At 62.7% G+C, this 24,792-nt stretch carries 24 protein-coding genes; 5 read left to right on the plus strand and 19 right to left on the minus strand.

Annotated elements, in window-relative coordinates:
* Positions 1 to 228: 228 nt before the first annotated feature.
* From A3A9_RS0112130 to A3A9_RS0112155, 6 genes are all read right to left on the minus strand, one after another.
* Positions 229 to 1,395: a DUF930 domain-containing protein gene (locus A3A9_RS0112130; RefSeq protein ID WP_027059028.1), complete on the minus strand. Its 1,167-nt coding sequence runs from the start codon at positions 1,393 to 1,395 to the stop codon at positions 229 to 231.
* A 157-nt stretch (positions 1,396 to 1,552) separates the two neighbouring features.
* Positions 1,553 to 2,302, minus strand: coding sequence for a 5'/3'-nucleotidase SurE (surE, locus tag A3A9_RS0112135; protein WP_027059029.1), 750 nt, complete (start codon positions 2,300 to 2,302; stop codon positions 1,553 to 1,555).
* Entirely contained in the window at positions 2,299 to 3,465 is a 1,167-nt protein-coding gene (locus A3A9_RS0112140; protein ID WP_027059030.1) for an MBL fold metallo-hydrolase, read from the minus strand. The genes surE and A3A9_RS0112140 overlap by 4 nt, the downstream gene beginning before the upstream one ends.
* Positions 3,465 to 4,544, minus strand: a complete 1,080-nt coding sequence (locus A3A9_RS0112145) for an ABC transporter ATP-binding protein (protein ID WP_027059031.1) — start codon at positions 4,542 to 4,544, stop codon at positions 3,465 to 3,467. The genes A3A9_RS0112140 and A3A9_RS0112145 overlap by 1 nt, the downstream gene beginning before the upstream one ends.
* A complete protein-coding gene (locus A3A9_RS0112150; RefSeq protein ID WP_027059032.1) occupies positions 4,532 to 6,235 on the minus strand; it encodes an ABC transporter permease in 1,704 nt (567 codons plus the stop codon). Before A3A9_RS0112150 ends, A3A9_RS0112145 begins: the two co-directional genes overlap by 13 nt.
* Positions 6,236 to 6,293: 58 nt before the next feature.
* Positions 6,294 to 7,280, minus strand: coding sequence for an ABC transporter substrate-binding protein (locus A3A9_RS0112155; RefSeq protein ID WP_027059033.1), 987 nt, complete (start codon positions 7,278 to 7,280; stop codon positions 6,294 to 6,296).
* A 258-nt stretch (positions 7,281 to 7,538) separates the two neighbouring features.
* Between A3A9_RS0112155 and A3A9_RS0112160 the strand changes: the two genes are divergently transcribed.
* Positions 7,539 to 8,510, plus strand: coding sequence for a sugar-binding transcriptional regulator (locus tag A3A9_RS0112160; RefSeq protein ID WP_027059034.1), 972 nt, complete (start codon positions 7,539 to 7,541; stop codon positions 8,508 to 8,510).
* 22 nt (positions 8,511 to 8,532) lie between these two features.
* Here the strand turns inward: A3A9_RS0112160 and A3A9_RS0112165 are convergent, their stop codons facing one another.
* The 7 genes from A3A9_RS0112165 to A3A9_RS0112190 form a co-directional block, all read right to left on the minus strand.
* Complete coding sequence (locus tag A3A9_RS0112165) at positions 8,533 to 8,901, minus strand: hypothetical protein (protein WP_027059035.1); 369 nt, start codon at positions 8,899 to 8,901, stop codon at positions 8,533 to 8,535.
* Positions 8,902 to 9,093: 192 nt separating this feature from the next.
* Positions 9,094 to 9,525: a type II toxin-antitoxin system VapC family toxin gene (locus A3A9_RS0112170; RefSeq protein ID WP_027059036.1), complete on the minus strand. Its 432-nt coding sequence runs from the start codon at positions 9,523 to 9,525 to the stop codon at positions 9,094 to 9,096.
* A gap of 2 nt (positions 9,526 to 9,527) precedes the next feature.
* A complete protein-coding gene (locus A3A9_RS38680; protein ID WP_033838531.1) occupies positions 9,528 to 9,779 on the minus strand; it encodes a type II toxin-antitoxin system Phd/YefM family antitoxin in 252 nt (83 codons plus the stop codon).
* 145 nt (positions 9,780 to 9,924) lie between these two features.
* Positions 9,925 to 11,283 carry a pyruvate dehydrogenase complex dihydrolipoamide acetyltransferase gene (locus tag A3A9_RS0112175; RefSeq protein ID WP_027059037.1) on the minus strand — a complete coding sequence of 453 codons (1,359 nt, stop codon included), beginning with the start codon at positions 11,281 to 11,283 and terminating at the stop codon, positions 9,925 to 9,927.
* A gap of 3 nt (positions 11,284 to 11,286) precedes the next feature.
* The gene (locus A3A9_RS0112180; protein ID WP_027031380.1) at positions 11,287 to 12,285 is read right to left on the minus strand and encodes an alpha-ketoacid dehydrogenase subunit beta; all 999 of its coding nucleotides are present in this window, start codon (positions 12,283 to 12,285) and stop codon (positions 11,287 to 11,289) included.
* The gene (locus A3A9_RS0112185) at positions 12,285 to 13,313 is read right to left on the minus strand and encodes a thiamine pyrophosphate-dependent dehydrogenase E1 component subunit alpha (RefSeq protein WP_027059038.1); all 1,029 of its coding nucleotides are present in this window, start codon (positions 13,311 to 13,313) and stop codon (positions 12,285 to 12,287) included. The genes A3A9_RS0112180 and A3A9_RS0112185 overlap by 1 nt, the downstream gene beginning before the upstream one ends.
* A gap of 2 nt (positions 13,314 to 13,315) precedes the next feature.
* A complete protein-coding gene (locus tag A3A9_RS0112190) occupies positions 13,316 to 14,644 on the minus strand; it encodes an NAD(P)H-dependent oxidoreductase (RefSeq protein WP_027059039.1) in 1,329 nt (442 codons plus the stop codon).
* Between the two features lie 323 nt (positions 14,645 to 14,967).
* Between A3A9_RS0112190 and A3A9_RS38685 the strand changes: the two genes are divergently transcribed.
* Positions 14,968 to 15,903 (plus strand): hypothetical protein, encoded by a 936-nt coding sequence (locus tag A3A9_RS38685; protein WP_245279021.1) that lies wholly within the window; start codon positions 14,968 to 14,970, stop codon positions 15,901 to 15,903.
* Here A3A9_RS38685 and A3A9_RS45715 read toward each other — a convergent pair.
* Genes A3A9_RS45715 through A3A9_RS0112205 form a run of 3 tightly spaced genes read right to left on the minus strand, consistent with a single transcriptional unit; the run spans position 15,890 to position 17,758 of the window.
* On the minus strand, positions 15,890 to 16,195 hold the full coding sequence (locus A3A9_RS45715; protein ID WP_245279022.1) for a hypothetical protein: 306 nt from the start codon (positions 16,193 to 16,195) through the stop codon (positions 15,890 to 15,892). The two genes, A3A9_RS38685 and A3A9_RS45715, sit on opposite strands and share 14 nt — an antisense overlap.
* Complete coding sequence (locus A3A9_RS45720) at positions 16,174 to 16,665, minus strand: metallophosphoesterase (protein ID WP_245279023.1); 492 nt, start codon at positions 16,663 to 16,665, stop codon at positions 16,174 to 16,176. The genes A3A9_RS45715 and A3A9_RS45720 overlap by 22 nt, the downstream gene beginning before the upstream one ends.
* Positions 16,666 to 16,690: 25 nt before the next feature.
* Positions 16,691 to 17,758 (minus strand): LacI family DNA-binding transcriptional regulator, encoded by a 1,068-nt coding sequence (locus A3A9_RS0112205; RefSeq protein ID WP_027059040.1) that lies wholly within the window; start codon positions 17,756 to 17,758, stop codon positions 16,691 to 16,693.
* A gap of 145 nt (positions 17,759 to 17,903) precedes the next feature.
* Between A3A9_RS0112205 and A3A9_RS45160 the strand changes: the two genes are divergently transcribed.
* Entirely contained in the window at positions 17,904 to 18,152 is a 249-nt protein-coding gene (locus A3A9_RS45160; RefSeq protein WP_027059041.1) for a hypothetical protein, read from the plus strand.
* Here the strand turns inward: A3A9_RS45160 and A3A9_RS0112215 are convergent.
* Entirely contained in the window at positions 18,120 to 18,908 is a 789-nt protein-coding gene (locus tag A3A9_RS0112215) for a 3-hydroxybutyrate dehydrogenase (protein ID WP_027059042.1), read from the minus strand. The two genes, A3A9_RS45160 and A3A9_RS0112215, sit on opposite strands and share 33 nt — an antisense overlap.
* A gap of 244 nt (positions 18,909 to 19,152) precedes the next feature.
* Here A3A9_RS0112215 and A3A9_RS0112225 point away from each other — a divergent pair, with 244 nt between their 5' ends.
* A complete protein-coding gene (locus A3A9_RS0112225) occupies positions 19,153 to 19,941 on the plus strand; it encodes an acetoacetate decarboxylase (protein WP_027059043.1) in 789 nt (262 codons plus the stop codon).
* The gene (locus tag A3A9_RS0112230; protein WP_027059044.1) at positions 19,934 to 21,094 is read left to right on the plus strand and encodes a patatin-like phospholipase family protein; all 1,161 of its coding nucleotides are present in this window, start codon (positions 19,934 to 19,936) and stop codon (positions 21,092 to 21,094) included. The genes A3A9_RS0112225 and A3A9_RS0112230 overlap by 8 nt, the downstream gene beginning before the upstream one ends.
* Positions 21,095 to 21,551: 457 nt before the next feature.
* Here the strand turns inward: A3A9_RS0112230 and A3A9_RS0112235 are convergent, their stop codons facing one another.
* Both A3A9_RS0112235 and A3A9_RS0112240 read right to left on the minus strand, forming a co-directional pair.
* Entirely contained in the window at positions 21,552 to 23,162 is a 1,611-nt protein-coding gene (locus A3A9_RS0112235; RefSeq protein WP_027059045.1) for an inorganic phosphate transporter, read from the minus strand.
* A 211-nt stretch (positions 23,163 to 23,373) separates the two neighbouring features.
* Complete coding sequence (locus A3A9_RS0112240) at positions 23,374 to 24,588, minus strand: ROK family transcriptional regulator (RefSeq protein ID WP_027059046.1); 1,215 nt, start codon at positions 24,586 to 24,588, stop codon at positions 23,374 to 23,376.
* Positions 24,589 to 24,792: the final 204 nt, after the last annotated feature.

Consider the following 24,792-nt stretch of genomic DNA (forward strand, 5'->3'; position numbering starts at 1 on the left):
GCCGCTGACAGCTTGTCGATTTGAATCACCACTCCCCAAGGCAGCCCGACCAAGGCGCTGGGGCGACTCAACGAGCGGCTGCCCACGATCCGATCCATCGATCGGCTACACCGGCGGCGGACACACCTATCCGGAGCATGCCGCCCGGCTGAAGGCCGCTGGTGCCGATTTCGTTTGCGCCGACTGGCATGAAATTAGCCGGCAACTTTCCGGACTCGGCGTGCCGGCCTAATTTAGCGGATACTTGGTGAATCCACGGCTGGCCCATTCGCCAGGCGGTATTGATGACCCGACACTGAAGTTGAAGGATAGGACCCTCGTCGCATCAGGGTCGACTTCACATCGGAAGTTTAGATTGTACCAGGTGTTTCTGGTGCTGAAGGCCGCCTGCGGCGGACTAAGAACATTACCTTTGTCCAGCGTAATGGTTGGCACCCATTTGATCGAATAGTCGGCTCCTTGCAATTCCTGGCTCAGAACGTTGCCGCAAAGGTTGGCCACGCGCTGACCGCGCGGCACGTTATCCATGGAACTTGTGGCCAGCGCATCACCGGTAGCGCCCTGCGAGAAGAGCTTTCGAACGCCCGGAAGGCCGGAATACATCGGCGATCCTGCAGCGGCAGTGTTCGCGGGACTTGACTTCCCTGCTTTCCCGCTTGGAGCCTTGAAGGCTCGCGCGGATTTGAAATTCATCGTCTTTGCAGGTTTGGGCTTTGCCTTTTCGGCAGAGGGTGGCGGTGCTGGCTTGTCGCCGGCCTCGGCAGCCAATGGCTTTGGCGTCACGACCGCCTGCTTTTCGGCGGGTTGCGGCGCTGCCTCCTGCTGTTCCGGCGGCTGTTTGTCGGTGTCCTCAGTCGGCTGCTTCTCCTCGTTTTGCGCGGGCTTTTCGTCCGGCGAGGCGGTTGCCGGCTTCTCGTCGGGCTTGCTGGGCTCTGACTTCTGCTCCGGCGCTGCAGCCGGGGTGGGTTGGGTCGGTGCGGGTATTGGCACTACAGGCGGCTTCGCCGCCTCATCCTTGGCCGGCGAAGGCGCGTTGGCTTGAGCGCTGCCGCCGTCGAGAGATTTCTCGGGCCCGGTATCCTTCTTGCCATACTGGAAAACAGGCTTCAGAACGGGAATGTTCACCGGCTTGGGCGGCGGCTCGGGCGGTTTTTCGACCTTCTGTTCCGGCGGCTTTTCGGCTTTGGGCTTTGGTGGCGGCGGGGGGATAGGTTTCGGCTTTGGCTGCTCGGGCGGAGGCACCAGCGCGACATTGACCGGCTCGTCCTGCTGCGGCTGTGTGGGGGGCGTGCGTACGCCGTATATTAGGGCAACCACGAAAAGCGCATGCAGGATCAGCGATGCGGGGATGCCCCACAACAGATTCCGACGCCGTTCTCCTGTCTCGCCCTTCATCCCAGTCGATGTGGAATGAAAACGCGGCAGCTTCAAGCATAAGCATTGGATTGACGCAATTTGGCCGCTGACAGCTTGGTGATCCGCGGTCTCCGGGCCGGCGGCTCCAAAATGCTGGCGCGGTTCAAGCGGCTCGACGATCCAGATCCGAGATCAACTAGCTTTGCCGCTGAATCCCAGCCAGAAGCCTCTCGTCCAGCCGCTTTTCGCCAAACCAGTTCAACCGGTTGATGCCGACGAAGCCGGCATCGATCGCCTCGTTCTCGTCACCCGGCTCACTGGCATGAGCGCGCCCGCGCGGAACTGTAATGACCGTGCGATCGCCATTGCTTTCCACGATCTCGGCCTTGCGGCCGATCTTGTCGCGGCCGATGCGCGGCTGGCGGATTTCAGCCGGCAGCGCGGTTGGCAGGTTGACGCTCAGCCAATGGCCTTCTGTCGCCCAGTCAGCGCGCGAATGCCACAATGAGGTGATCAACGCTCCCAGCCATTGGTCGTCGGCATCGGTAAAATCAGGATTTTTTACCCGTGAAAAACCGATCGCCGGCACGCCCCAGAAAGTTGCTTCCCGGGCAATGCCGAGCGTACCGGAATAGGCGAGGTCCTCGGCAACGTTGCGGCCGTCATTGACACCAGCCAAAACGAGGTCTGGTTTCGGTTCATTCTCGAACAGCCAGGTCATCGCACTCACCACGCAATCGGCCGGAGTGCCGGAGCAGGAATACCAGTTCGGCCTGACGCGCCGCATCGTTAACGGTCTGGCGATCGTCAGCGACGAGCCGGCGGCGGTGCGCTTGCCATCGGGTGCAACCACCCAGACATCGTCGCTCAGGTCCGTGACCGAATTGACGAGACGGGCAAGCCCTGGCGCTTCGATGCCGTCGTCGTTGCAGATCAGGATTCTCATTCTTTGCTTCCTTGCGACACCGCGATGCGCTGGCCGGTGCGGCATTGCGTGCGCAGCGACGGGATGTGGCTTTTCAGGTCTTCGAGAAGATCGGGCGCGCAGGAATGGCCGAGCGCTTCAGGCCGCCCTGCCTTCTCCCAGATGTCGACAGTGCCGGACAGCGTCGGATGGGTCGGCATGCGCACCCAGTCCGCCCGGCCTGCCTTGTGCAGGACATCGCCCGGAGAACCCGCAGGCAGATGCCCGGTGAGAAGGACAGGAAACCCGGCCTTATCAGCACGTGGCAACAGCCGCGACGACGGACCGGCCTCGCCCATGCCGTCATCGGCCAGCAGCGGCAGCGACGGCAGGGGATTGGCATCGCTCCAGTCGGCCGCGCTCGCCAAGCGGGCACGCAGGAGGTCGGAAACGCCGGGCAGCAAGGCCGCCGTGGCGCCGATCTGCGCTTCCAGCGACGAACGCATGCCGGCATGGATGGCGAACGGTCCCGGCAATGCCGCCATCAGTTCCAGCGACCGTCCAGACAACGGCGTCGGCAGGAGACATCCCTGCGGATGCCGCGCCACCCATTGCGAAATTTCTCGCGCCCGCGCCGCTCCCGGCACCGGATCGGCACCGTAGGACGCATCGAAGACCAGAAGATCGCAGTGCGGGATCGTGTCCATGACGAACACATTGCTGTCCGGCACGACATCGGCGGTATAGACCACGCGACTTTCCCCGTCATCGACGGCGAACCAGACGCCGCCGACGACATGCCCGGACCGCCCGGTCCTGATTGAGAGATTGCCGATCGCAAGCGTGTCGCCGGGTTCGAAAATCTCGATGCGATCATCCGGCAGCGGAAAGCGCCTGAAATCCTCCGGCTCGGCATAGGCGGCGAGCGTCGCGGACGCCTCGTCGCGGGTCTCGGCCGTCATGAAGATCGGGCCGACATAGCCGCGCGACAACAGCCAGCTCAGCGCGCCGACATGATCCTCATGGGCGTGCGAGACAAAGAGTGCGTTGATGTCGCCGATAGGCCCATGGAGGGCAGGATAGTATTCCGCTCCTGAGGCGCCAACCTTGATGCCGACATCGAGCAGGATGCGGTCGTTGCCGCTGTTGACAGTGAGGCTGGTGCGGCCCTTTTCGCCGAAACCGCCGAGCAGGTCCAGCATCATCACGAGGCCGATCCCGCCGCCGGGATCAGCCAGCCGGACCTGATCCGCAGACGCGCCCGGGCTCCGCTCTCTAGTACAACCGGATCGGGCTGTTCGAAATGCAAGGTGAGATCGGGGCCGGCGGCAGGCGTGAATTCGATGCGCGCGGCACCGCCATGGTAGATCACCCGTTTGACCAGGCCATCGAAGCCCGGACCATCAGGCGATACGTCGAGATCCGCCGACCGGCAGCAGATCTTCGCGCCGGCGCGCGGCCTTTCGCCGGGGTGGCAGCGGACCACTAGCTCGGTTCCGAGAACCTTGACCTTGCAATGGCCAGCCTCCTCGGCGGTCAGCACATCCGCCGGCAGCAGGATGCCCTGCGAAATGAAAGATGCCACCATTTCATTTGCCGGCTCATGATAAAGCTCGCGCGGCGTCGCGAGCTGCGCCAAACGACCGTGATCCATCACCGCGATGCGGTCGGCCAGCGCCATCGCCTCGGCCTGATCGTGGGTGATGTAGACGATGGTTGTGCCCGTGCGCTTGTGGAAGGCGGCGAATTCGTCCTCCATCGAAGCCCTGAGGTGGACATCGAGATTGGCGAGAGGCTCGTCAAACAGCACCAGCGAGGGCGCGGCGACGAGGCAGCGCGCCAGGGCCACACGTTGGCGCTGGCCGCCAGAAAGATTGGCCGGCTTGCGCTCGCCCAGCCCCTGCAAATTGACCAAGGCCAGCGCGTCTTCCACCTTCTGGCGCGCGACGGCCTTGTCGAGCTTCGCCACCTTCAGCGAATAGCCGATGTTTTCGGCGACCGTCATGTGCGGCCACAGCGCATAGTTCTGGAAGACGATGCCGACGCGCCGCTTTTCCGGCGCGACGCTGCCACCGCTGTTCGAAACGACATCGCTGCCGATGCGGATCTCGCCCGAGGTCACTTTCTCGAAGCCGGCAACGAGGCGCAGCAACGTCGTCTTGCCGCAGCCGGAAGGCCCAAGCACCGCCAGGAACTCGCCGTCGCCGACATCGATCGACACATCCTTCACCGCATCGAAATCGGCGAAGCTTTTGGTGACGTTGTCCAGGCTCAATCGCGCCATGGCAGAACTCCGCTCGGAAGATAAGGGGCAAGCAGATTGGTCACCAGCATCAGCACGAAGGTGACCGCGACCGTGATGACGGACATCGCCGTCGCATAGTTGGAATCGCCGCCTTGTTCGAAGGAAAACATCACCACCCCGATCGTCTCGGAACCTGAGGACCACAGCAATGCCGAGACGGTCAATTCGCTGAGCGCCGTCATGAAGATCAAAAGGCCGCCGGCCATCGCTGCCGGTGCGACGAGCGGGAAGATGATGGTGCGCATACGCGTGAATAGTCCCGCGCCCGCCACTTGCGCCGCTTCCTCCAGTGCCCGGTCGATCTGGTGATAGCCGCTGATGGTTGGCCGCAGCGCCAGCACCAAGAAGCGGGCGAGATAGGCGTAGAAAATGATCCAGACCGTGTTGTAGAGCTGGATGCCGGTGAGCGGGATTGGCCGCAGGAAGAGCAGCAGCGAGGCGATCGCCAGCACCACGCCGGGCAAGGCATAGGGCAGTTCGACCGACAGGTTCAGCAGCCGCACCCAGCGCTGCTTGCCCCAGGCGATGAGATAGCCGACCGGCACGGCGACAATGACCGCGAAGAAGGCGGCAGCGATCGACAGCCAGAAACTGTTGAAGAAGGCGCGCTTGGCGGCATCATGCTCGAACAGCACGAAGCGGTAATTGTCGAGCGTCGCCGTCTTGGCGGTGAGCGCGATGCCGTAGCCGGGCACCAGCGATGTCAGCACCAGCCCGAACAGCGGCAGGAACAGCACCAGCACGATCAGCAGCCACATGCCGGCTTGGACAGCCACCCGCCAGCGGCCAAGTTCATAAGGTTCGGCCGGCAGTGATGTCGAGCTGATGCGATAGTCGCGGCGGCGGCTCATCAGTTCCTGGGCAAGGATACCCGCCATGGCAATGACGCCGATCAGCGCTGAAAGAAACGCCGCCTCGCCGAGCACCGCCGGACCCCCGCCAGCCAGTCGCTGATAGATCAGCGTCGGCAAGACCAGATAGTTGGCGGGAATGCCAAGGAAGGCGGGAATGCCGAAATTGCCGACGCAGGAGACGAAGGCCAGTGCCGCGGCAGCCATGATCGACGGCGTCATCAGCGGCAGCACGATGGTGACCAGCACTGTGAACCAGCCGGCGCCGCCGGCCCGCGCCGCCTCGACCAGTTCGCGCGGCAGCTTGCGCAGGCCGGCCCGCACCAACAGGAAGACCAGCGGACCATACTGCACGCCGAGCAGCAGGATGATGCCCGAGGTCGAGTAGAGCGGGTTTTCCGTGCCAAGCGGCGGAGCCGCTCCAAACAGTTTCAGGAATGGACTGGCCGGACCGAACAATTGCAGCCAGGCCAGCGCCGTGACCTGTGGCGCGATCATCAAGGGCATGACGTAGCAGAGCACCAGAGCGCTGCGGCCCCGTATGTCGGTCAGCGAGACCAGGACCGCCACCACGGTTCCAGACAGCACGGCAAGCAAGGTGCCGCCGATGCCGACCACCAGCGTGTGCCAGGTCGCGATCCAGGTCGCAGGGCTGCGCAATCCGGCCGCGATGGCCACGGTCGACAAGGTACCGCCGGGTGCCACGATCTCCTTGACCAGGCGCAGCATGGGCAGCAGCGAAAGCAGCACGATGACGACGGCCACCACCGCCGTCAGGGCCATTTCCTGGCCCCGACTTTCCTTGATCCGTGTTGCCATGATTGTGTGTCCTGAGATCCGGATGCCGTCTCACCGGCATCCCGCCATGAGCGTCGGCTCAGCCGCCGAACAGTTCCGAGAACTTCGCCTTGTCGGCGTCGGTCTTGGCGACGATTGCCTTGGTGTCGAACGGCATCACCTTGACCTTGACGCCTTCCGGCAGCCAGTCGGGACGGCCGACGGAGGCTCGCGCCGGCAGATAGCCCATCGACAGCGCCAGCTTCTGGCCTTCATCGGATAAAATGAAGTCGACGAACTTCTTGGCGCCTTCGACATTTTTGGCGGTCTTCATGATGGCGACTGGTTCGGTCACCGCCGGCACGCCTTCCGAGGGAAACACGAACTCGACCGGCGAGCCCTTCTTCTTGGCGTTCATCGCCATGAAGTCTACCAGGATGCCATAGGGCTTCTCGCCTGAGGCCACCGACTTCAGCACCGCGCCATTGCCGCGTACGCTGACGGTGTTGTTGGTCTTCAGCTTCTGGAAGAAATCCCAGCCATAGTTGGTATCGCCGGCGAAGCCCGAAAGCAGATAGGCGGCGGCACCCGAATAGAGAGGGCTCGGCATGACCAGGCCATCGGTATAGGCAGGCTTTGCGAGATCGGCCCAATGCTCCGGCTTTTGCGCGGCCGCGGTGTTATAGACGATGCCGGTGGTGATCAGCTTGCTGCCGAAATAGGTCTTGTCGGCGTCATAGGCATCGGCCTCGATGCCGTCGAGCTTGGCCTCGGCATAAGGCAGCAGCCGATCGTCCTTCTTCAACAGCTCCATCGAGACCGCATCGGCGATCAGCAGCACGTCGGGCTGCGGGCTGCCGGCGGCGAACTCGGCTGCCATCTTGGTGAGGATGTCGCTGGTTCCCGAGCGATAGATGGTCACGTCTATGCCGGGCTGCGCCTTCTTGAAGGCATCCACGGTCTTGGCCGCATCGGCTTCCGGCTGCGATGTGTAGAGCGTCAGTGTTTCGGCGTTTGCCACGCCGGCAAACAAAGCTGCCGCGAGTGCCAGCTGGCTGGCCAGCAGCTTGATGAAGTGCGTCTTCATGAGACCTCCTGTCTTGTCTGTGCATGACCGGTCCGACCCCTGGCCGGCTCCCCGTCTCTTCCTCCCTGCACGGCGCATATGACTGGTGGATGACACAGCGCGTGAAACCGACAAAATATGTTCATATGTACATTGTCAATTACAAATGCACAGAATTGTGCCACAAACGACACGCCGGAACCCAACATCCGGTTGACATCTAGCCGGCGTTTCTCCGATGAGGCAACGCGCCCAGCCCTGGCTCATGAGGACGAGATCATGCCCGCCGAAAAACCCACACCGGCTCGCCTGCCGATGGTGTCCTCCGACCTCAATGTGAAGACGGCCTGGCTCTACTATGTCGAAGGTTTCACGCAGGAGCAGATCGCCGAAAAGCTCTATGTTTCCAGGGTAAAGGTCATGCGCACGCTGGCTGCCTGTACCGCCGAAGGCATCGTCGTCACCATGATCAACGCGCCGACCGCCGGGCAGGTGGCGCTCGAGCGGGAGTTGGAGAGGCGATGGGGGCTCAACGCCGCCGTTGTTATCCCGACACCGTCGGCGCATGAGCATCTGGAAAAGGCGATCGGCCATGCCGTCGCGGCCTATCTCGGCGAACAGATGCAGGACGGCATGACGCTGGCGATCGGCGGCGGCGCGACGCTGCATGCCAGCCTCGGCTTTCTTGCCCGCCGCCAGTTGAAGCGCGCCTCGGTGGTGGCGCTCGTCGGCAGCCTGCCGCACTCGCAATGGATCAACCCGTCGATCGTCGCCGCCAAGGTCGCCGATGTCTTTGAGGTCGACAGCTACCAGATCACCGCGCCGGTGATGGTCGACGATCCCACGCTTCGCGATCTCCTGTGGGCGCAGCCGACCTTGCAGGACGTGCGCCGGCGTGCGGCGGCGGCCGACATCGCCTTGCTCACCGTCGGCGACATGTCGCCGGACGCCACCATCTTCCGGCACGGCATCGTGCCGTCATCGCTAATCGCTTCGCTGAAGGCGAAAGGCGCGGTCGCCAACATGCTGTGCTATTTCGTCGATGCCGCCGGCAGGCTCGTCGACCACGAGGTGAACGGACGCGTCATGGCCATCGATCTCGAAATGGTCGGCCGGGTGCCGAATGTCGTGCTGGCCGCCGGCGGAAAACGCAAGGTGGCCGCGATCCTCGCCGCGCTGAAAGCCGTCAGCACCAATGTGCTGATCACCGACAGCGATACGGCAACGGCGCTGCTGGCCAAAGGCGGTTGAGACCGCTTGCGCGCCAGCTCGCCTAGATAAGCCCACGCTCGCGCAAAAAATCCTCGACGCCGACATGGGTCATGGATTCGAATTCGGCGATCGCTTCAGCCACCCGCCTGCGCTGCGCCGCCAGCAGCGTGAACACCTGCTTCATCTCGCCGGAAACACCAAAACGGCTCCAGCGCTCGGCGATGTGCATGGGCAGGCCGATATCGGCACAGAACGCATCGAGGCTGTCATAGCCGAGGCTGACGACCAGCTGCTTCGTCTCTTCCACCGACATGCGCGGCTCGAAGGCGTGGTCGTGCAGACGCTGCGCCACCAGCTTGATGTCGGATGGCGACGCGCCCATCACCTTGCCGAACAGGGTCTTGACGTCAGACGGATCGAATGCAGGCATGCTGGGCTCCCTTGGTCGCAGTATACCATCAAACATGGGTCAAGGGTTGACGCCTGACAAGTCGGTCTCGTTGTAAGCCGGCGAATCATTTGGCGCCGGTCGTAGTGACCTACACCATTGTGCCAATCGGGTTTTTGATCAGACGCAGACCAACGGCAGTTCCGCGCAGAGCACGCGCACCTATCCCGGTAGCTAGACAAACGGATTTTGGTACTTCACGCCCAATGGCCGGAAATCTTTTTCATTGTCCGTGAGCACGACCAGATCATGTTGGCGGCCGGTCGCGGCAATGGCGATGTCCTCAAATCCCGGCGATATGCCTGCCGAACGCGCAACCGCCATAAGTTGACCTGTCACGGTTGCCGTCTCAAGATCCATAGGCAGGATTCGGCTCCGATAATAATGCCGGATTTCTCCCCACCATTCCGTGAGTGCGGCAGCTTTCCTCGTGGCTCCAACGCGCGTGGCGTGCGCGATCCCATCTTCGATTTCGGCTGCCGTGATGACGGACAGCCATAGGTCGGATGACCGATCAACGATCCAGGCCACCAGTGCATCATCGGCAGGCGTCCGATGCTTTGAGGGTGCCAGCAGACTGACGACATTGGTATCCAGCAGGTACACGATCAGAATGCCGGATCACTCAAGGCACGTGCAGGTTTGTGCCCGCCCACGGACAGATCGCCCTCTTCAAGAGGCGAATTCGTCAGCAGCCACCCAAGCGACGGCACCCGGGAAAGGCGTTCGTAGTCGGAGTAGCTGATGACAACGGCTTCCCTTTTGCCATGACGGGTCACAACCGTCGGTGTCCCCGCCACAGCCTCGTCTACAACATGGGAAAACGTGGCTTTCACGTCTTTAAGTTGGGCTTCTTTCATTGCCATACACTTCAGTGACCAAAGTGGTCATATAGCGCATGGAGCTCACGCAAACAAGGAGCCAAGAATGTCGGTTGGAATCAGGATAAAGGGATTTCGCGCAGATCGTAAGCGCGCAAAGATCGCCGTTCAAGGAAAGGCATCCCTAAACCAGCATGCCCATCGGGTTTTCGATCAGCCGCTTGAAGGCGACCAGCAGTTCGGCCCCCAGCGCTCCGTCGACGGCGCGATGGTCGGTCGACAGCGTCACCAACATCACGGTGGCGATCTTGATCTCGCCATTCTTGACCACCGCTCGCTCCTTGCCGGCGCCGACCGCCAGGATCGTCGCATGCGGCGGGTTGATGACGGCGGCAAAGTCCTTGATGCCGAACATGCCGAGGTTCGACACCGCCGTGGTGCCGCCCTGGTACTCTTCCGGCTTCAGCTTGCGGCTGCGGGCACGGCTCGCCAGATCCTTCATCTCGTTGGAGATCACGGACAGCGTCTTTTCGTCCGCATGCCGAATGATCGGCGTGATCAGGCCGCCGGGGATCGACACGGCAACGCCGACATCGGCATGCTTATGCTTGACCATGGCGCTTTCGGTCCATGAGGCATTGGCATCCGGCACAGCCTTCAGCGCCATCGCCATCGCCTTGATGACCATGTCGTTGACCGACAGCTTGTAAGCCGGGGCGTCACCCTTGTCGGTCTTCTTGACGGGAGCTGCCGCATTGATCTGCGTGCGCAGTGCCAAGAGCGCATCGAGTTCGCAGTCGAGCGTGAGATAAAAATGCGGGATGGTGGTCTTGGCCTCGACCAGGCGCCGCGCGATGGTCTTGCGCATATTGTCATGTGGGACGAGGTCGTAGGAGCCGGGTTCGAACAAACGAAGCACCTGATCGTCCGACATCGCTTTCACCCCCGGGGTGGATGCAACAGCAGGAGCTTCAGGAGCCTCCGCTGAGGCCTCCTTGGTGGCGCCCTTGGCGATCGCCGCGTCAATATCCGCCTTGACCACGCGGCCGTACGGACCAGTGCCCGATAGGGCTGAGAGGTTCAGCCCTGCCTCGCGAGCCAGACGACGAGCTAAAGGCGTCGCACGGGCACGACCTTCACCCTCGCCCTTGTGGGGAGGGTCGGCCGGCCTTCCGGCCGGGGCGGGGGGTGCGGCGGCGGGTTCACCCCCACCCGCGCCTGCGGCGCGACCTCCGCCATCAGAGGGGGAGGTGGGAGCTTCGATCTTCATCGGCTCGGCGCTTACGCCAGTCCCATAAGCCTCGCCATCGGCATAAATCCACGCCACCGCCGCGCCGACCGGAATGTCCACGCCTTCCCTACCGGTCACATCGCGCAGCACGCCGCTGGCCGGTGCGTCGATTTCCATCGCCGCCTTGTCGGTCTCGATCTCGAACAGCACATCGCCCTTCTTGACGGTCGCGCCTTCCTCGGCGAACCAGCGCGAGATCTGTCCGGTCGCCATGTCCATGTCGACCTTGGGAAGAATGACTTCGATCGGCATCGCTCAGCGAACCCCTTTCACGAGGTCGCGCGCGGCGGTGATGATATCGGGAACCTGCGGCACGGTGGCCTTTTCCAGCTCCGGATTGTAGGGGATCGGCGTCTCGGCACCGCCCAGCCGCACGATCGGCGCATCGAGATAATCGAACGCCTCGCTCTCGGCGATCATCGCGCTGACCTCGGCGCCGATACCCAGCGTCTTGACCGCTTCGTAGACGCACATCAGCCGCGACGTCTTCTTGACACTGTCGATAACGGTCTGCTTGTCCATCGGCCGGATGGTCCGGAGATCGACAACTTCGACGTCGATGCCTTCTGCTTCCAGCACGGCTGCCGCGTCGAGCGCCTTCTGCACCATGATCGAGGTGGCGACGATGGTGAGGTCGCGGCCCTCACGGCGGATATCGGCCTTGCCGATTGGCACCGTGTAATAGCCCTCGGGCACCGGACCTTTCGCCTTGTAGAGCAGCTTGTGCTCGAAGATCATCACTGGATCGGGATCGGCGACAGCGGCCAAAAGCATGCCCTTGGCATCATAAGGCGTCGCCGGCTGGATGACTTTCAGCCCCGGCACATGGCCGAGCCAGGCTTCCAGGCTCTGGCTGTGCTGCGCGGCCGCACCCGTGCCCGAGCCGGCGGGAAAGCGCATCACCACAGGCACCGAAACCTCGCCGCCCAGCATGAAGCGCATCTTGGCCGCCTGGTTGACGATCTGCTCCATGGCCAGCGTGGCGAAATCGGAAAACTGGAATTCGAAGATCGGCCGCATGCCGGTGAGGGCCGCACCCACCGCGACGCCCGCTCCGCCCAGCTCCGAAATCGGCGTATCGATGACGCGCTCCGTACCGAAGCGCTCGACCAGATCGCCTGTCACCTGGAAGGCGCCGCCATAGACGCCGATATCCTCGCCCATCAGGAAGACGCGTTCGTCCATCTCCATGGCGATCGCCATGGCTTCCTGGATCGCCTGGGCGTAGCTCAGTTCACGCACCATCGCGTCCATCACGCCTGCTCCGTATACACGTAATTTCCGGTCTCGCTGACGTGAGGCGACGGGCTCGCCTTGGCGAACTCGATGCCGTCGGCGATCTCCTGCGCCACCGCTACACGGATGGCCTCGATGCCCTTGTCGTCGATGAAGCCGAATTCGCGCAATTCGTTTTCGAACAGCGTGATCGGGTCGCGGTTCGACATCCAGTCCTCGATCTCTTCCTTGGTGCGATAGCGGTTGCGATCGCTCTTGGAATGGCCGCGATGGCGGTAGGTCTTGGATTCGATCAGCGTCGGGCCCTCGCCGGCGCGGGCACGCTCGACAGCCTTGTAGGACGCCTCGGCGACCTCCGAAAAAATGTTGCCGTTGACGATGACGCCGGGCATCGAATAGGCGGCAGCGCGGTCGGCGATGTTCTTCACCGCGGTCGAGCGGGCGGTCGACGTCGACATGCCATAGCCATTGTTCTCGCAGACGAAAATCACCGGCAGCTTCCAGACTGCCGCCATGTTGAGCGCCTCGTGGAAGGCACCCTCATTGTTGGCGCCGTCACCGAAGAAGGAGACGACGACCTTGCCGGTCTTCATCATCTTGGAAGAGAGCGCTGCGCCGACGGCGATCGGAATGCCGCCGCCGACAATGCCGTTGGCGCCGAGATTGCCCTTGGCGACATCGGCAATGTGCATCGAACCGCCACGGCCCTTGCAGTAGCCGGTGGTCTTGCCGAAGAATTCGGCGAACATGCGTTTGACTTCGGCGCCCTTGGCGATGCAGTGGCCATGGCCGCGATGCGTCGAGGTGATCTGGTCATCCTCGCCAAGCGGCATACAGATGCCCATGGCGCTGGCTTCCTGGCCGATCGACAAATGCATCGTGCCGTGGATCAGGCCACGCGTGTAGCTGTCCTCCGCGCCCTCTTCGAAGCGACGGATGAGGTACATCTTGTAGAGCACGTGCTTGAGCTGTTCGGCGCTGTACTGGCGATAGACGAAAGGCAGGTTGGCGCGACTGTCGGCGACGGCTTTGCTGGCTGTGCCCATGATCAGGCTCCCACGGTTCCGTAGACGAGTTTGTCCTGGCGGGCGCGCAGTTCGGCGATCTTGGAGCCCGGGGCCGGCGCCGCATTCGCATAGGTGATGAGCTCGCCCTTCTTGATCGGCGCCGTCACCGAACCGCCCTGCAGCAGGCCGCAGGGAATGGCCTTGGCGGCATGCGCTTCCGGCGCCGTCATGATCCAGGCGCGGTAGCAATATTCACCGATCGCATCGAGCTTTTCGCCGGGCTGCATGTCCTTCTTGGCCACGGCGGCGACTTCGGCCACGGGCTTGGCCAGCGGCACCATGTCGGCCTTGCCATAAAGCACGACCCGGGCGCAGGTCAGCGGCACTTCGAGCGAGGTCAAATGATAGGGACGGTGAAAGGTGAAGTACGGGCCTTTGCCCATCTTCAAATCTTCCATGCGCTCCGAGATGCGCGGATGCGACATGTCGGCGACGACGAAGACGCCGGGAGCGACGCCCTTGCCGATGGAATAGTCGACGACGCCGACCCTGGACAGCACGCCGCCATCCTTCTGCGGCACCAGGACTTTCGAGAGTTCGCCGAGCGTCGCGGCCGGGCCATGCATGCCGGCCTTGTCGGGCACCAGCCCGGTGGCGTTGGCGATCGCCGCCATCTCGACCATGGTTTTCGAGCCGTCGACGAATTCGACCAGCATGCGCACATTCATGTGCCGGCGCTTGGCCTCTTCCTCATAGGCGGGTGGGGTGGCATCGATGTTGAGCGGATTGTTCTTGCCCTTGCCGGCGGCGACGATCGGGTGACCCATGGCCGAGACGAACTCGATCAGCTCCATGCAGGAGGAAGGCTCGTCGCCGGCGCCCAGCGAATAGGTGACGCCGAGCCGGTCGGCCTCGCTCTTCAGATAGGCGCCGATGGTGACATCGGCTTCGACATTCATCATCACCAGATGCTTGCCATGCTCCATGGCGCGCAGGCCGATCTCGGCGCCGACGGCGGGGACGCCGGTGGCATCGATGACGACGTCGATCAGGTCATTGTTGATGACCAGATTGGCATCGTTGGTGACCGCCACCTTGCCGGCTTCTATGGCCGCGGTCATCGCCGAGGCGTTCGACACCTCGCGCGCATGGCCGGTTTCCTGGAAGGCGATGTCGACCGCCTTGCTGGCGGCGGGTAGGTTCAGTTCGGAAATCGCCCCGATCTCGATGCCGGACATGTGGGCGACGCGGGTGACGATATCGGTTCCCATCTCGCCGGAGCCGATGAGGCCGATGCGGATGGGCTTGCCGGACTTGCCGCGTTCCTCGAGATCGCGGGCAAGACCCGTCAGCGAAACATTGGACGCCATACCGCTCATTCCTCCCATAGTGCAGGCTTGTTCATTCGCTTGACGGGTATTGAACATCTGTATTTCTGTCAAGACTAATGTGCAAATCCACATGCTTTTAGGCCGCTTTCCAGCTGGCCGTTAACAGGGGCGAAAAGCGACGGTGAAAGTCCGCCGTCGGCGGGTCCAATGCCGACGAATGAGGCCAGCATGCCCACCATGGCCGCGGCCAGCCCCTGGCTCCCGGCCGATGGTATCGCTCTTGGAAGCCGCATGCGGACAAACCAGCGACCGCGAGATTTTCGCGTCGCTGACAGGGCTTGTGGGAAAAAGGACTTCGTCCTATGGAACAAGCAGCTTATTTCGAGCCTGGCGGAATTCTGATGAGCTGGAAGCCGGCCAAGGGCCTTGTCGATCTGCTGAACCAGAACTGGCCCGTCAGAAAAGCCAAGGCTTTTCGCAACGCCCTTCTTGAACGCAATTTTCGCGCGCGCGGCATTCCCGAAGGTCTGGAATTCGCGGAAGAACTGTGGCGAACCGGCTCCCGGCGCTTCTGTTTTGTCATTGCATTCAATACCCCCTGGGTCATCGACGCGCTTGCCCGCGCCTGGCAATTGTATTCATCTGGAATGACACTGGTCGTCGTCGACAACTCGTCCGATCAATCGGCCAGGGCAAGTATCGCGGGCATCTGCCGGGCCCGAAACGTCGCTTATTTCGGTTTGCCTCGGAACTGGGATAGTCATCCCAACCGGTCGCACGGAACGTCCATGAACTGGACTTTCTACAATATCGTCCGGCCGACCCGACCGGAGCTTTTCGGATTTCTGGATCACGACTGCTTTCCGATCATCCCCGTGGACATTCCCGCGATGATGGAGGGAAAAATCGTCTATGGTTCAAAGCGCCCGGCAGCAGTGGACCCCGAAGCGTGGTTCATGTGGGCGGGGTTCTGCTTCTACCGATTCAGCGCCGTAGAAGCGTTGGATATGGACTTCACCCCGCGCTTCGTCAGCGGAATGGACACCGGCGGTGGAAACTGGGATCTCCTTTATCGCGGGCTTGGCGAAAACGATATTGCGGATGCAAAAACGACGCCCGATCTCGACCTTCGCGGAATCGAGGCGGACCACCGCATGCTGGACGGAGCCTTCTTTCACGTCGGCGGCGCCTCCCACAGGAAACTGGCCGCTACCCGGCAGTACCGGCGACTGATCTCCGACCATGTGTGGGAGGCCTATCTCGGCGGTGACGAAAGCCGCCTCGTCAGGGACCCATGACCAGCTCGGGCCGACCGTCCAGGAAATCATGGAAATGGACGATCACCTCATCCGCATCTATGAAAATGACGGCGTAGGCGGGTGGTTCATGACCCAGGCTCCAGCTCTGCGAGAAATCGAGCGCGCTCTGGTGGTTGGTGCTGCGCAGCGTGCTGACCGGTATGCCGCGCCAACTGCCGGCGATCTGCCGGTGGACATGGCCGGCGAAGATGTGGCGGACATTGCCGTGGCGCGACAGCACCTCGTGGAAGGCGTCGGCGTCGGCCAGCCTTACCGCGTCGAGCACCGGCATGTGTATCCGGAATGGCGGATGATGCATGAAGAGAAAACCGGGCCGCGCGCTTCGCTGAGCTTTTCATCCAGCCAGTCGAGGCGCGCGCGGCACAACCAGCCCTCGACATGGCCGCTGTCCAGCGTGTCGAGCAGGATCAGCCGACCCTCGTTGCCGTCGAAAACGCTCTGCACGAACCCTTGCTCGGCAACGACATCAGGGAACATCTCGAGAAAAAGCGCCCGGTCGTCATGGTTGCCGAGCATCAACCGGCAAGGCGGAGCAAATTGCGCCAGCCGATCCCGCAACGCCGCATAGGCGGCACGCTCGCCATCATTGGTCAGGTCGCCTGAAATCACAACCAGATCGGCATCGGCGTGGTTCTTGCCGATGTCGGCAAGGCAGGCCTCCAGCCTCGCCAGCGGATCGGAACCGTAGAGAAGGCCACCCGGCGTCATCAGATGCGGATCGGAGAGCTGGATGATTTTCATGGGCAGCGACCTGTAGCTGTGGATTTCAGATTGAACTGGGCAAGGGCTCCGCATCATGCGGAACAAAGCTGCCACGCACGACCAGCGGCACGCCCAGGCGCTCGCGAATCGGCGGCAGATCCGGTTGCTGCTGGCGCAGGTCGAGCAGTGCGACGGCCCGGGCGGCCATGGTCTCCGGATCCTGACGGAAGGTGGTCAGCTGGTAGGCAAGCCAGCCGGCTTCCGGGATGTCGTCGAAGCCGATCACCGAGAGATCGCTGGGGATGTTGAGCCCGGCCTGACGCGCATGGTCCATGACGCCAAAGGCGATGAGGTCGTTGACGCAGAAAATCGCCTGCGGTCGACCTTGGCCATCGATCAGGGCCTTGCCTGCCTGCAGCCCGCCTGCATAGTCCGTATCCCCGCCTCGAGCAATCACAACTTCCGCGCCCAGACGCGCTGCCTCGGTGCAGAAGGCATCCTCGCGTTCGGTGATGGTGGGTGTACCCGACAGCGATCCCGCCAGGCCGAGCCTTGTCATGCCGCGCGCGACGAACAGCGCTGCCGCGAGCTTGGCTGCCGCACTGCCGTCGGTCTGGATGTGATCGGCCTCCGGTTCCGATCGGCCGATGACCACCAGCGGCTGGCCATTGCGCCGCGCGAGTTCGAAGAAGGACGAAGGCGGCGAGCCGGAAAGGATGATCGTCGCCTCGGCGCGATGGCCAAGCAGCGTCTTCTGAGCCGATATCAGCTCCTGCTCGGTCTGGCCGGTGTTGATCATGGCCGGAACATTGCCGCGATGGATCAGCGCCTTGGTCAGCGCGGCTGTGAGATGGGCGCGAAAGCCGACCTCCGGCTTGGTCACCACCAGTCCGACCAGCCGGCTCTGGTTGGCGAGCAGGCCACGCGCCAGATCGTTGACCTGATAGCCGAGTTCTTCCGCCGCGCGCATGATCTTCTCGCGCGTCTCGGTGGCGACGCTGGCGCCTGGCGTGAAGGCGCGCGACACCGCCGAACGCGACACCCCCGCCTGGCGCGCGACATGCAGGGCGCTGACCGAACGAAGCTTGTCCGAGGTCTTGTCGCCCGTGGTCGAGTTCTTGTCCGCCGTCATCGGTTGACGCTCATAATCTTCAATGGCCAACCCGCGACAGCACATCTGGAACCGGAGATTTTGATCGCCGATGAAGTCACCTCGGCCTTGGACGTTACCATCCAGGCCCAGGTACTCGACCTTCTTTGCGCGGCTGCGCCGCGAATTGTCGCTGACGCTGATCCTGATTTCCCACGATCTGGGCGTGGTGCGCTATCTCTGCGAACACGTTGCGGTCATGCAGCACGGCAAGCTGGTTGAGTATGGCGACACCGAAGACGTTCTGGACCGGCCGCAGCAGGGCTATACCCGCGAGTTGCTCGCCGCCATCCCGAAACTGTCGCGTCCGCATGCAATCGCGACAACAGAGCCGGGGGCCGCCTTATTGTGCCGTCCAGCCGCCATCCATCGGTAACGTCGTGCCGGTGATCTGCCTGGCCGCGTCGGAACACAGGAACAGCGTCAGGGCCGCGAGTTCCTCGACGGTGACGAATTCCTTCGTCGGCTGTGCAGCCAGCAGCACGTCGTGCTTGACCTGTTCCTCGGTCATGCCGCGCGCCTTCATCGTGTCGGGGATCTGCTTTTCGACCAGCGGCGTCCAGACATAGCCAGGCGCGATCGCGTTGACGGTGATGCCGTCCTGCGCGGTTTCCAGTGCCACCGTCTTGGTCAGGCCGGCAATGCCGTGCTTGGCCGAGACATAGGCCGACTTGAACGGCGATGCGACCAGCGCATGCGCGGAAGCCGTGTTGATGATGCGGCCCCATTTGCGTGCCTTCATGCCGGGCACCACTGCCTTGATGGCATAGAAGGCCGCCAGGAGATTAATGCGGATGATGGCTTCCCACTTGTCGTCCGGGAAGTCCTCGATCGGCGCGACATGCTGGATGCCGGCATTGTTGACCAGGATATCGAGGCTGCCGAACGCCGCCTCGGCGTCATGCACCATGGCGCTGACCGCAGCACCGTCCATCATGTTGGCGTCGGAGTAGCGGCACTTGACGCCGAAATCCTTCTCGATGCCGGCGCGCTCCTGCTCGATGGCCGCCGGGTCGCCAAGACCATTGATGGTGACGTTGGCGCCTTCGGCGGCGAAGGCGCGGGCGATGGCCAGGCCGATACCGCTGGTCGAGCCGGTGACGAGGGCATTCTTCGAAGACAGGGAACCCATGATGATCTCGCGAGAAGTGGGAGGGAACATAGCGATATAATTGTGCGTCGCAACATGACAATGACAGAGCCATGTGTCGATGCGATTACAGCCAGGCGACAGCGCCGGCATGGCCTTCGACCGGTTCGAAACCATGGTCTTCACGCTGACACGGCACTGTCATGGTGCCGTGCAACATAATCGGTTGCGCATTCGCGCGCTCATTCCGGAATGAAACCCGTCTGAAGAACGTTGGGGGTGCAGCTTGGAAATCGCCGATGTCGTGAAGCGTGCCTATGCGATGCCGCTGACCAATCCGTCTTTCCCGCCCGGCCCCTACCGTTTCTTCGACCGCGAATACATCATCATCACCTATCGCACGACACGCGAGGCGCTCGAAGCCGTCGTGCCGGCGCCGCTGGAGATCGACGAGCCGCTGGTCAAGTACGAATTCATCCGCATGCCGGACTCCACCGGCTTCGGCGACTACACCGAGACCGGCCAGGTCATCCCGGTGAAGTACAAAGGCCAGCATGGCGGCTATGTCCATTCGATGTATCTCGACGACGACGCGCCGATCGCCGGCGGCCGCGAGCTGTGGGGCTTTCCCAAGAAACTGGCCAACCCGAAAATCGTCCATGAAGGCGAGGTGATCGTCGGCACGCTGCACTATGGCAGCGTTCTGTGCGCCACTGGCACGATGGGTTACAAGCACCGCGAAGCCGATCACGATTCCGTGCTCGCAGCACTCGCCGCGCCCAATTTCCTGATCAAGATCATCCCGCATGTCGACGGCACGCCGCGTATCTGCGAGCTGGTGCGCTACTACCTCACCGACATCACGCTGAAGGAAGCCTGGACGGCGCCGGCCGCCCTCGACCTTCGGCCCCATGTCATGGCTGACGTGGCGAAGCTACCGGTGCTCGACATCGTCTCCGCCGTTCACTTCAAGGCCGATCTGACGCTTGGGATGGGCGAGGTCATGCACGACTATCTCAGTGATCACAGCCGGCTCGCAACCAGCACAACCCAGCCGGAGAAAATTCGTGCTTGAGCGCAATCGCAACAAGGAAGCCGCCGCCACGATCGCGGAAATCTCGGCGCAGTATGACCGCATCGCTTTGGTGTTCCAGGGCGGCGGTGCGCTCGGCGCCTATCAGGCCGGCGTCTACCAGGCGCTGGCCGATGCCGGCTGTGAGCCGAGCTGGCTGTCCGGCGTGTCGATCGGCGCCATCAACGCGGCGATCATCGCCGGCAATGAATCAAGCCGCCGCCTGCAGCGGCTCGAGCAATTCTGGCAGACGATCTCGGGCCGCAAGATCTGGGCCTATACGCCGGAAGGCGACATCTACCGCGACATCCGCAACCGCACCAGTTCGTGGATGACAATGACAATGGGCCAGCCCGGCTTCTTCAAGCCACGCAGCCAAAATGCCTGGTTCGAACAGCCCGGAGCCGAAGGCGCTACAAGCTTCTACGACACTGCCGAATTGAAGGACACGCTGGAGGCGCTGATCGACTTCGATATCCTCAACGATGGCAAGAAGCAGCTCAGTGTCGGCGCGGTCAATGTCAGGACCGGCAACTTCGTCTATTTCGACACCGAAAAGGTCCGCATCGGGCCGGAACACATCATGGCCAGCGGCGCGCTGCCACCAGCCTTTCCGCCGGTGCGCATCGAAGGCGAATATTACTGGGATGGCGGCATCGTCTCCAACACCCCGCTGCAATATCTGCTGGACCAGGAAGAAGACCGCTCCTCGCTGGTGTTCCAGGTCGACCTGTTCAGCGCGCGCGGCGTGCTGCCGCGCAGCATGCCGGACGTGCTGTCGCGTCATAAGGACATCATGTATTCGAGCCGCACGCGGCAGAACACCGACAATTTCCAGCGTATCCATGCGCTGAAGATGAAGCTGCTCGAAGCGCTGAAGCGCGTGCCCGCCGACCTGCTGATGGATGGCGAACAAGAGCTGATCGCCGACTACTCGAAGGCCGGCGTCGTCAACATCGTCCACCTGATCTACCAGCACAAGGGCTATGAAGGTCACGCCAAGGACTACGAGTTCTCCGGCACCTCGATGCGTGAACACTGGAAGACCGGCCTGGAAGATACGCAGCGCACCTTGCGCCATCGCAAGTGGCTGACGATCCCGACCAATGCTGATGGCGTTGCCATCCACGATCTGCATCGTGAGGATCCGACCTGAGCTAGGGCTCTGATTCTCAACGGGTTCCTTCCCGGCCAGGATTTCACTGCCCGTTTTTTTGAACGGCCAGCACCAACGTTCGCGATTGGCTGAAGCCTATCAACTTCGTCATCCCTGGGCGGAGCAGGAGCGTAGCTCCGTCGCGGAGACCCTGGTATCCATGCCGCGGCCTGTCTTCAAAAGGACGACCAGGATCCTCTCGGTCTCCTTCCCACTTCAAACATAGCATGGGACCGACACACAGGATCCTCGGGTCTGCGCCGCGTCGCTACGCTCCTTGCTCCACCCCAGGATGACGAAGCGGCTGGCGTTTCGGCCAATCTCGAAGGTATGTTCGACGTCAACACAACGAATACGTCCTCGAAACCTGTCGACCTGAACACTGCACTCGCTCAAAGAAAAAGGCAGCGCCGGCGACCGGCGCTGCCTTTTGTTTGGAAGCGGATACGATCCCCGATCAGAACACCTGGCGGAAGATGATGAACAGCACGAAGGCGAGCGTGATCGAGCACGGCAGGGTCAGAACCCAGGCCAACAGCAGGTTGCGCACCGTCGCCCATTGCAGGCCCGAGCCGTTCGCCGCCATCGTTCCCGCGACGCCCGATGACAGCACATGGGTTGTCGATACCGGCAGACCGAGCCGGTCGGCCATGCCGATGGTCACCATGGCGACGAGTTCGGCCGCGGCGCCCTGGCCATAGGTCAGGTGGCTCTTGCCGATCTTCTCGCCGACGGTCACGACGATGCGTTTCCAGCCGACCATGGTGCCAAGGCCAAGCGCCAGCGCAACCGCGACCTTCACCCAGATCGGGATGAACTTCGTCGCGTTGTCGACGGCCTTGTGATAGTCGGTGACCGCCTTGAGATCGTCGGCCTGCATAGGCAGCAACTGCTTCTTGTCGATCAGCTTGAGCGCCTCGCCGATCAGATAGATGTCATTGCGGGCGTTGCTGACCAGATCGGTCGGCACGTTGTCGACCGATGCATAGGGCACCAGCTCAGCAGTCGTGTTGTGGATGTAGGTCTGCAGCGCAACTGTCGTCTGGTCGTTCCAGGTCCGGGTGCGCACGGCATCCTGGACGGCCGCCTTTGCGGCCTTGGCATCGGCAATGGTGACACCGGGCTTCACATATTTGCCCAACGCGGTCTCGACGCTGACAGAAGCCGATTTGTAGGCTTCGAGATAGTTGATGTCGGGCGTACGGTTCAGCGCATAGGCCGTCGGCACGACGCCGATCAGGATCAGCATGATCAGGCCCATGCCTTTCTGTCCGTCGTTGGAGCCGTGCGCGAAGCTGACGCCGGTGCAGGTGAAGATCAGCAGCGCGCGGATCCACCAGGGCGGCGGGGCATTACCCTTCGGTGCCTCGTAGAGCGCCGGATTGCGGACCAGCAGCTTCATCACATAGAGCAGGATCGCCGCGGCGAAGAAGCCGATGATCGGCGACACCAGCAAGGTCACGCCGACATTGGTCGCCTGCGACCAGTCTACGCCGCTGGTGGCGCTGCCGGCAGGGGCCATGAACTGGTTGGCGAGGCCGACACCGATGATCGAGCCGACCATCGTGTGCGAGCTCGACGCTGGCAGGCCGAGGAACCAGGTGCCGAGGTTCCACAGGATCGCGGCGACCAGCAACGCGAACACCATCGCAAAGCCGGAGGAGGAGCCGACCTGCAGGATCAGTTCGACCGGCAGCAGCGACAGGATGCCGAAGGCCACCGCACCGCTCGAGGTGAGAACCCCGAGGAAATTGAAGGCGCCGGACCACATGACGGCGAATTCGGCCGGCAGCGAGCGCGTGTAGATGACGGTCGCCACCGCATTGGCGGTGTCGTGGAAACCGTTGACGAATTCGAAGCCGAGCGCGATCAGCAAGGCGATGCCGAGCAGGATCCAGGGCACGGTCTTGGCCACCGCCAGGTCCTGGCTCAGCGCGTAGCCGACATAGACCACGCCGATCAGCACCAGCACGCCGAAGGCCGGCAGGAACCACTTCGCGCTGGCCGAACTATCCAGCGGATGCTCCGGTCTCGGAATCCCCGCCTCACTAGAAACTATGTCCACCATGTCCCACTCCTATTGCATTGCAGCAAAGAACTGGAAAAGACGCTATGTCCGGACGATGAACCCTGTGTGACGCCGACAGCCGGCTTTCATGCATGAATGCATATAACCCAGAAGTGACCTCGGTTCAGGCAAGCGACATGCATAAGAACAAGACCTGAAGCGCGTGGCCTGAATCCGTTTCGACACGATGCGTTTCAGGCGCTCGACGCTCCTACACCGAACCGGAGCTTGTCTTCAGGATCGCCGAGAACAGCGGATCGAAGGCGCGGCTGATCGGTGCCGCGGCGGCGCCAAGCGCGATCGACCACGGATCGGTCGTGCCAAGCTGCAGGCGCGGCAAGGTCCGGCCGGGCCGGTCGGCGATCGACGGCAGCAGCGGATGCATCGCCTCGACCAGCCGCCGCGCCAGCGCTTCCGGCGCACCGCTGGTCAGGATGACGGTCTGCGGGTCGAAGATCGTTTCGATGAGATGCACGCTCCAGCGCAGATCATGCGCCGCCCCGTCGATCCAGGCCATCATCCCGGGGTTCTCGGCCAGCACGAGGGCGTTCATCTGCTGGTAGATATCGCTGTCCGCCGGATTGAGGCCGAGATGCTGGTAGAGCGAGGCCAGCGACGCCCGGTGCTCGAGCGGCGTCGGACCCGGACCAGCCGGTGCCAGCAGCGCCATGCCTATTTCACCGGCATTGCCATGGCCGCCGCTGTAGAGCTCGCCATTGAGGATCAGTCCGGCGCCGATGCCGTAGCCGACATAGAGGCAGACGGCGTGATCGACGCCATGCGCCGCACCGACGATGCGCTCGGCGGTGGCGCAAGCGGCGGCATCGTTCTGCAGGCCGACATTCAGCCCCGTGCCTTTGGCCAGCGTCTCCAGCAGCGGAAACTTCTGCCAGGCCGGCATCATCCATTTGTCGTCCGAATCTTTCAGTCCGAAAGGTCCGGGCATGGCAATGCCGAGACCGACCAGCCGTTTTTCCGACTGGACCGAAATGCCGGCCAGGTCGCGGCGGACACCAGCGATCAGCTCGAGGATGATCTCGACGCCCTTCGACGGCTCGTCGAAAGGCAGGTTTGCCTCGGCACGCGCCAGCACGCTGCCCATCAGATCGACGGCGACCGCACGCGTCAGATGGCGGTCGATATGCAGGCCGATGGCGAAGGCACCTTCGGGCACCAGCCGGTAGGGTGTCGATGGCTGGCCCCTGCCCTTGCGCACCGCATCGAGCGCGACGACCAGGCCGTCGCTTTCGAGATCCTCGATGATGTTGGACACGGCCTGCTTGGTGAGCTGCGTCGCCCGCGCCAGGTCGGCGCGCGACAGGGCGCCGTTGAGGCGCAGCGCCTCGATCATGACCCGGCGGTTGTGCGCGCTCGTCCCTTCCTGATTGGTGCCGCTTTTGGCGCGGATCGGGCTGATGTCGTCCACCGGCGGTTCCCCTCTTGACTCCATTAGAATATTGATCGACTAATTAAGTCAAGCGAGTTGACTTAATGCGAACCGGACGCCCCAAAACAAGATGGCAAGGGCCCCTCGGCCTGTCGCCACTGGTCAGCCGGGTAACCATCAGGTCACGCGACATGGATCCGGGAAGACGATGCGACATATCCGTATCGCCAGCCCGTCAACGCC

The sequence above is a fragment of the Mesorhizobium loti CJ3sym genome (assembly GCF_000472785.1).
Lineage (GTDB): Bacteria > Pseudomonadota > Alphaproteobacteria > Rhizobiales > Rhizobiaceae > Mesorhizobium > Mesorhizobium loti_E.

Coding starts and splice junctions, on each gene's coding strand:
- A3A9_RS0112150 (WP_027059032.1), bottom strand. CDS start 6,235: ATGGCAACACGGATCAAGGAAAGTCGGGGCCAGGAAATGGCCCTGACG.
- A3A9_RS0112160 (WP_027059034.1), top strand. CDS start 7,539: ATGCCCGCCGAAAAACCCACACCGGCTCGCCTGCCGATGGTGTCCTCC.
- A3A9_RS0112145 (WP_027059031.1), bottom strand. CDS start 4,544: ATGGCGCGATTGAGCCTGGACAACGTCACCAAAAGCTTCGCCGATTTC.
- A3A9_RS0112185 (WP_027059038.1), bottom strand. CDS start 13,313: ATGGGCACAGCCAGCAAAGCCGTCGCCGACAGTCGCGCCAACCTGCCT.
- A3A9_RS0112165 (WP_027059035.1), bottom strand. CDS start 8,901: ATGCCTGCATTCGATCCGTCTGACGTCAAGACCCTGTTCGGCAAGGTG.
- A3A9_RS0112155 (WP_027059033.1), bottom strand. CDS start 7,280: ATGAAGACGCACTTCATCAAGCTGCTGGCCAGCCAGCTGGCACTCGCG.
- A3A9_RS0112140 (WP_027059030.1), bottom strand. CDS start 3,465: ATGATGCTGGACCTGCTCGGCGGTTTCGGCGAAAAGGGCCGCACCAGC.
- A3A9_RS0112235 (WP_027059045.1), bottom strand. CDS start 23,162: ATGGTGGACATAGTTTCTAGTGAGGCGGGGATTCCGAGACCGGAGCAT.
- A3A9_RS0112175 (WP_027059037.1), bottom strand. CDS start 11,283: ATGCCGATCGAAGTCATTCTTCCCAAGGTCGACATGGACATGGCGACC.
- A3A9_RS0112180 (WP_027031380.1), bottom strand. CDS start 12,285: ATGGACGCGATGGTGCGTGAACTGAGCTACGCCCAGGCGATCCAGGAA.
- surE (WP_027059029.1), bottom strand. CDS start 2,302: ATGAGAATCCTGATCTGCAACGACGACGGCATCGAAGCGCCAGGGCTT.
- A3A9_RS38685 (WP_245279021.1), top strand. CDS start 14,968: ATGGAACAAGCAGCTTATTTCGAGCCTGGCGGAATTCTGATGAGCTGG.
- A3A9_RS0112130 (WP_027059028.1), bottom strand. CDS start 1,395: ATGAAGGGCGAGACAGGAGAACGGCGTCGGAATCTGTTGTGGGGCATC.
- A3A9_RS0112205 (WP_027059040.1), bottom strand. CDS start 17,758: ATGACGGCGGACAAGAACTCGACCACGGGCGACAAGACCTCGGACAAG.
- A3A9_RS38680 (WP_033838531.1), bottom strand. CDS start 9,779: ATGAAAGAAGCCCAACTTAAAGACGTGAAAGCCACGTTTTCCCATGTT.
- A3A9_RS0112190 (WP_027059039.1), bottom strand. CDS start 14,644: ATGGCGTCCAATGTTTCGCTGACGGGTCTTGCCCGCGATCTCGAGGAA.
- A3A9_RS45715 (WP_245279022.1), bottom strand. CDS start 16,195: ATGCCGGTGCTCGACGCGGTAAGGCTGGCCGACGCCGACGCCTTCCAC.
- A3A9_RS45720 (WP_245279023.1), bottom strand. CDS start 16,665: ATGAAAATCATCCAGCTCTCCGATCCGCATCTGATGACGCCGGGTGGC.
- A3A9_RS0112215 (WP_027059042.1), bottom strand. CDS start 18,908: ATGGGTTCCCTGTCTTCGAAGAATGCCCTCGTCACCGGCTCGACCAGC.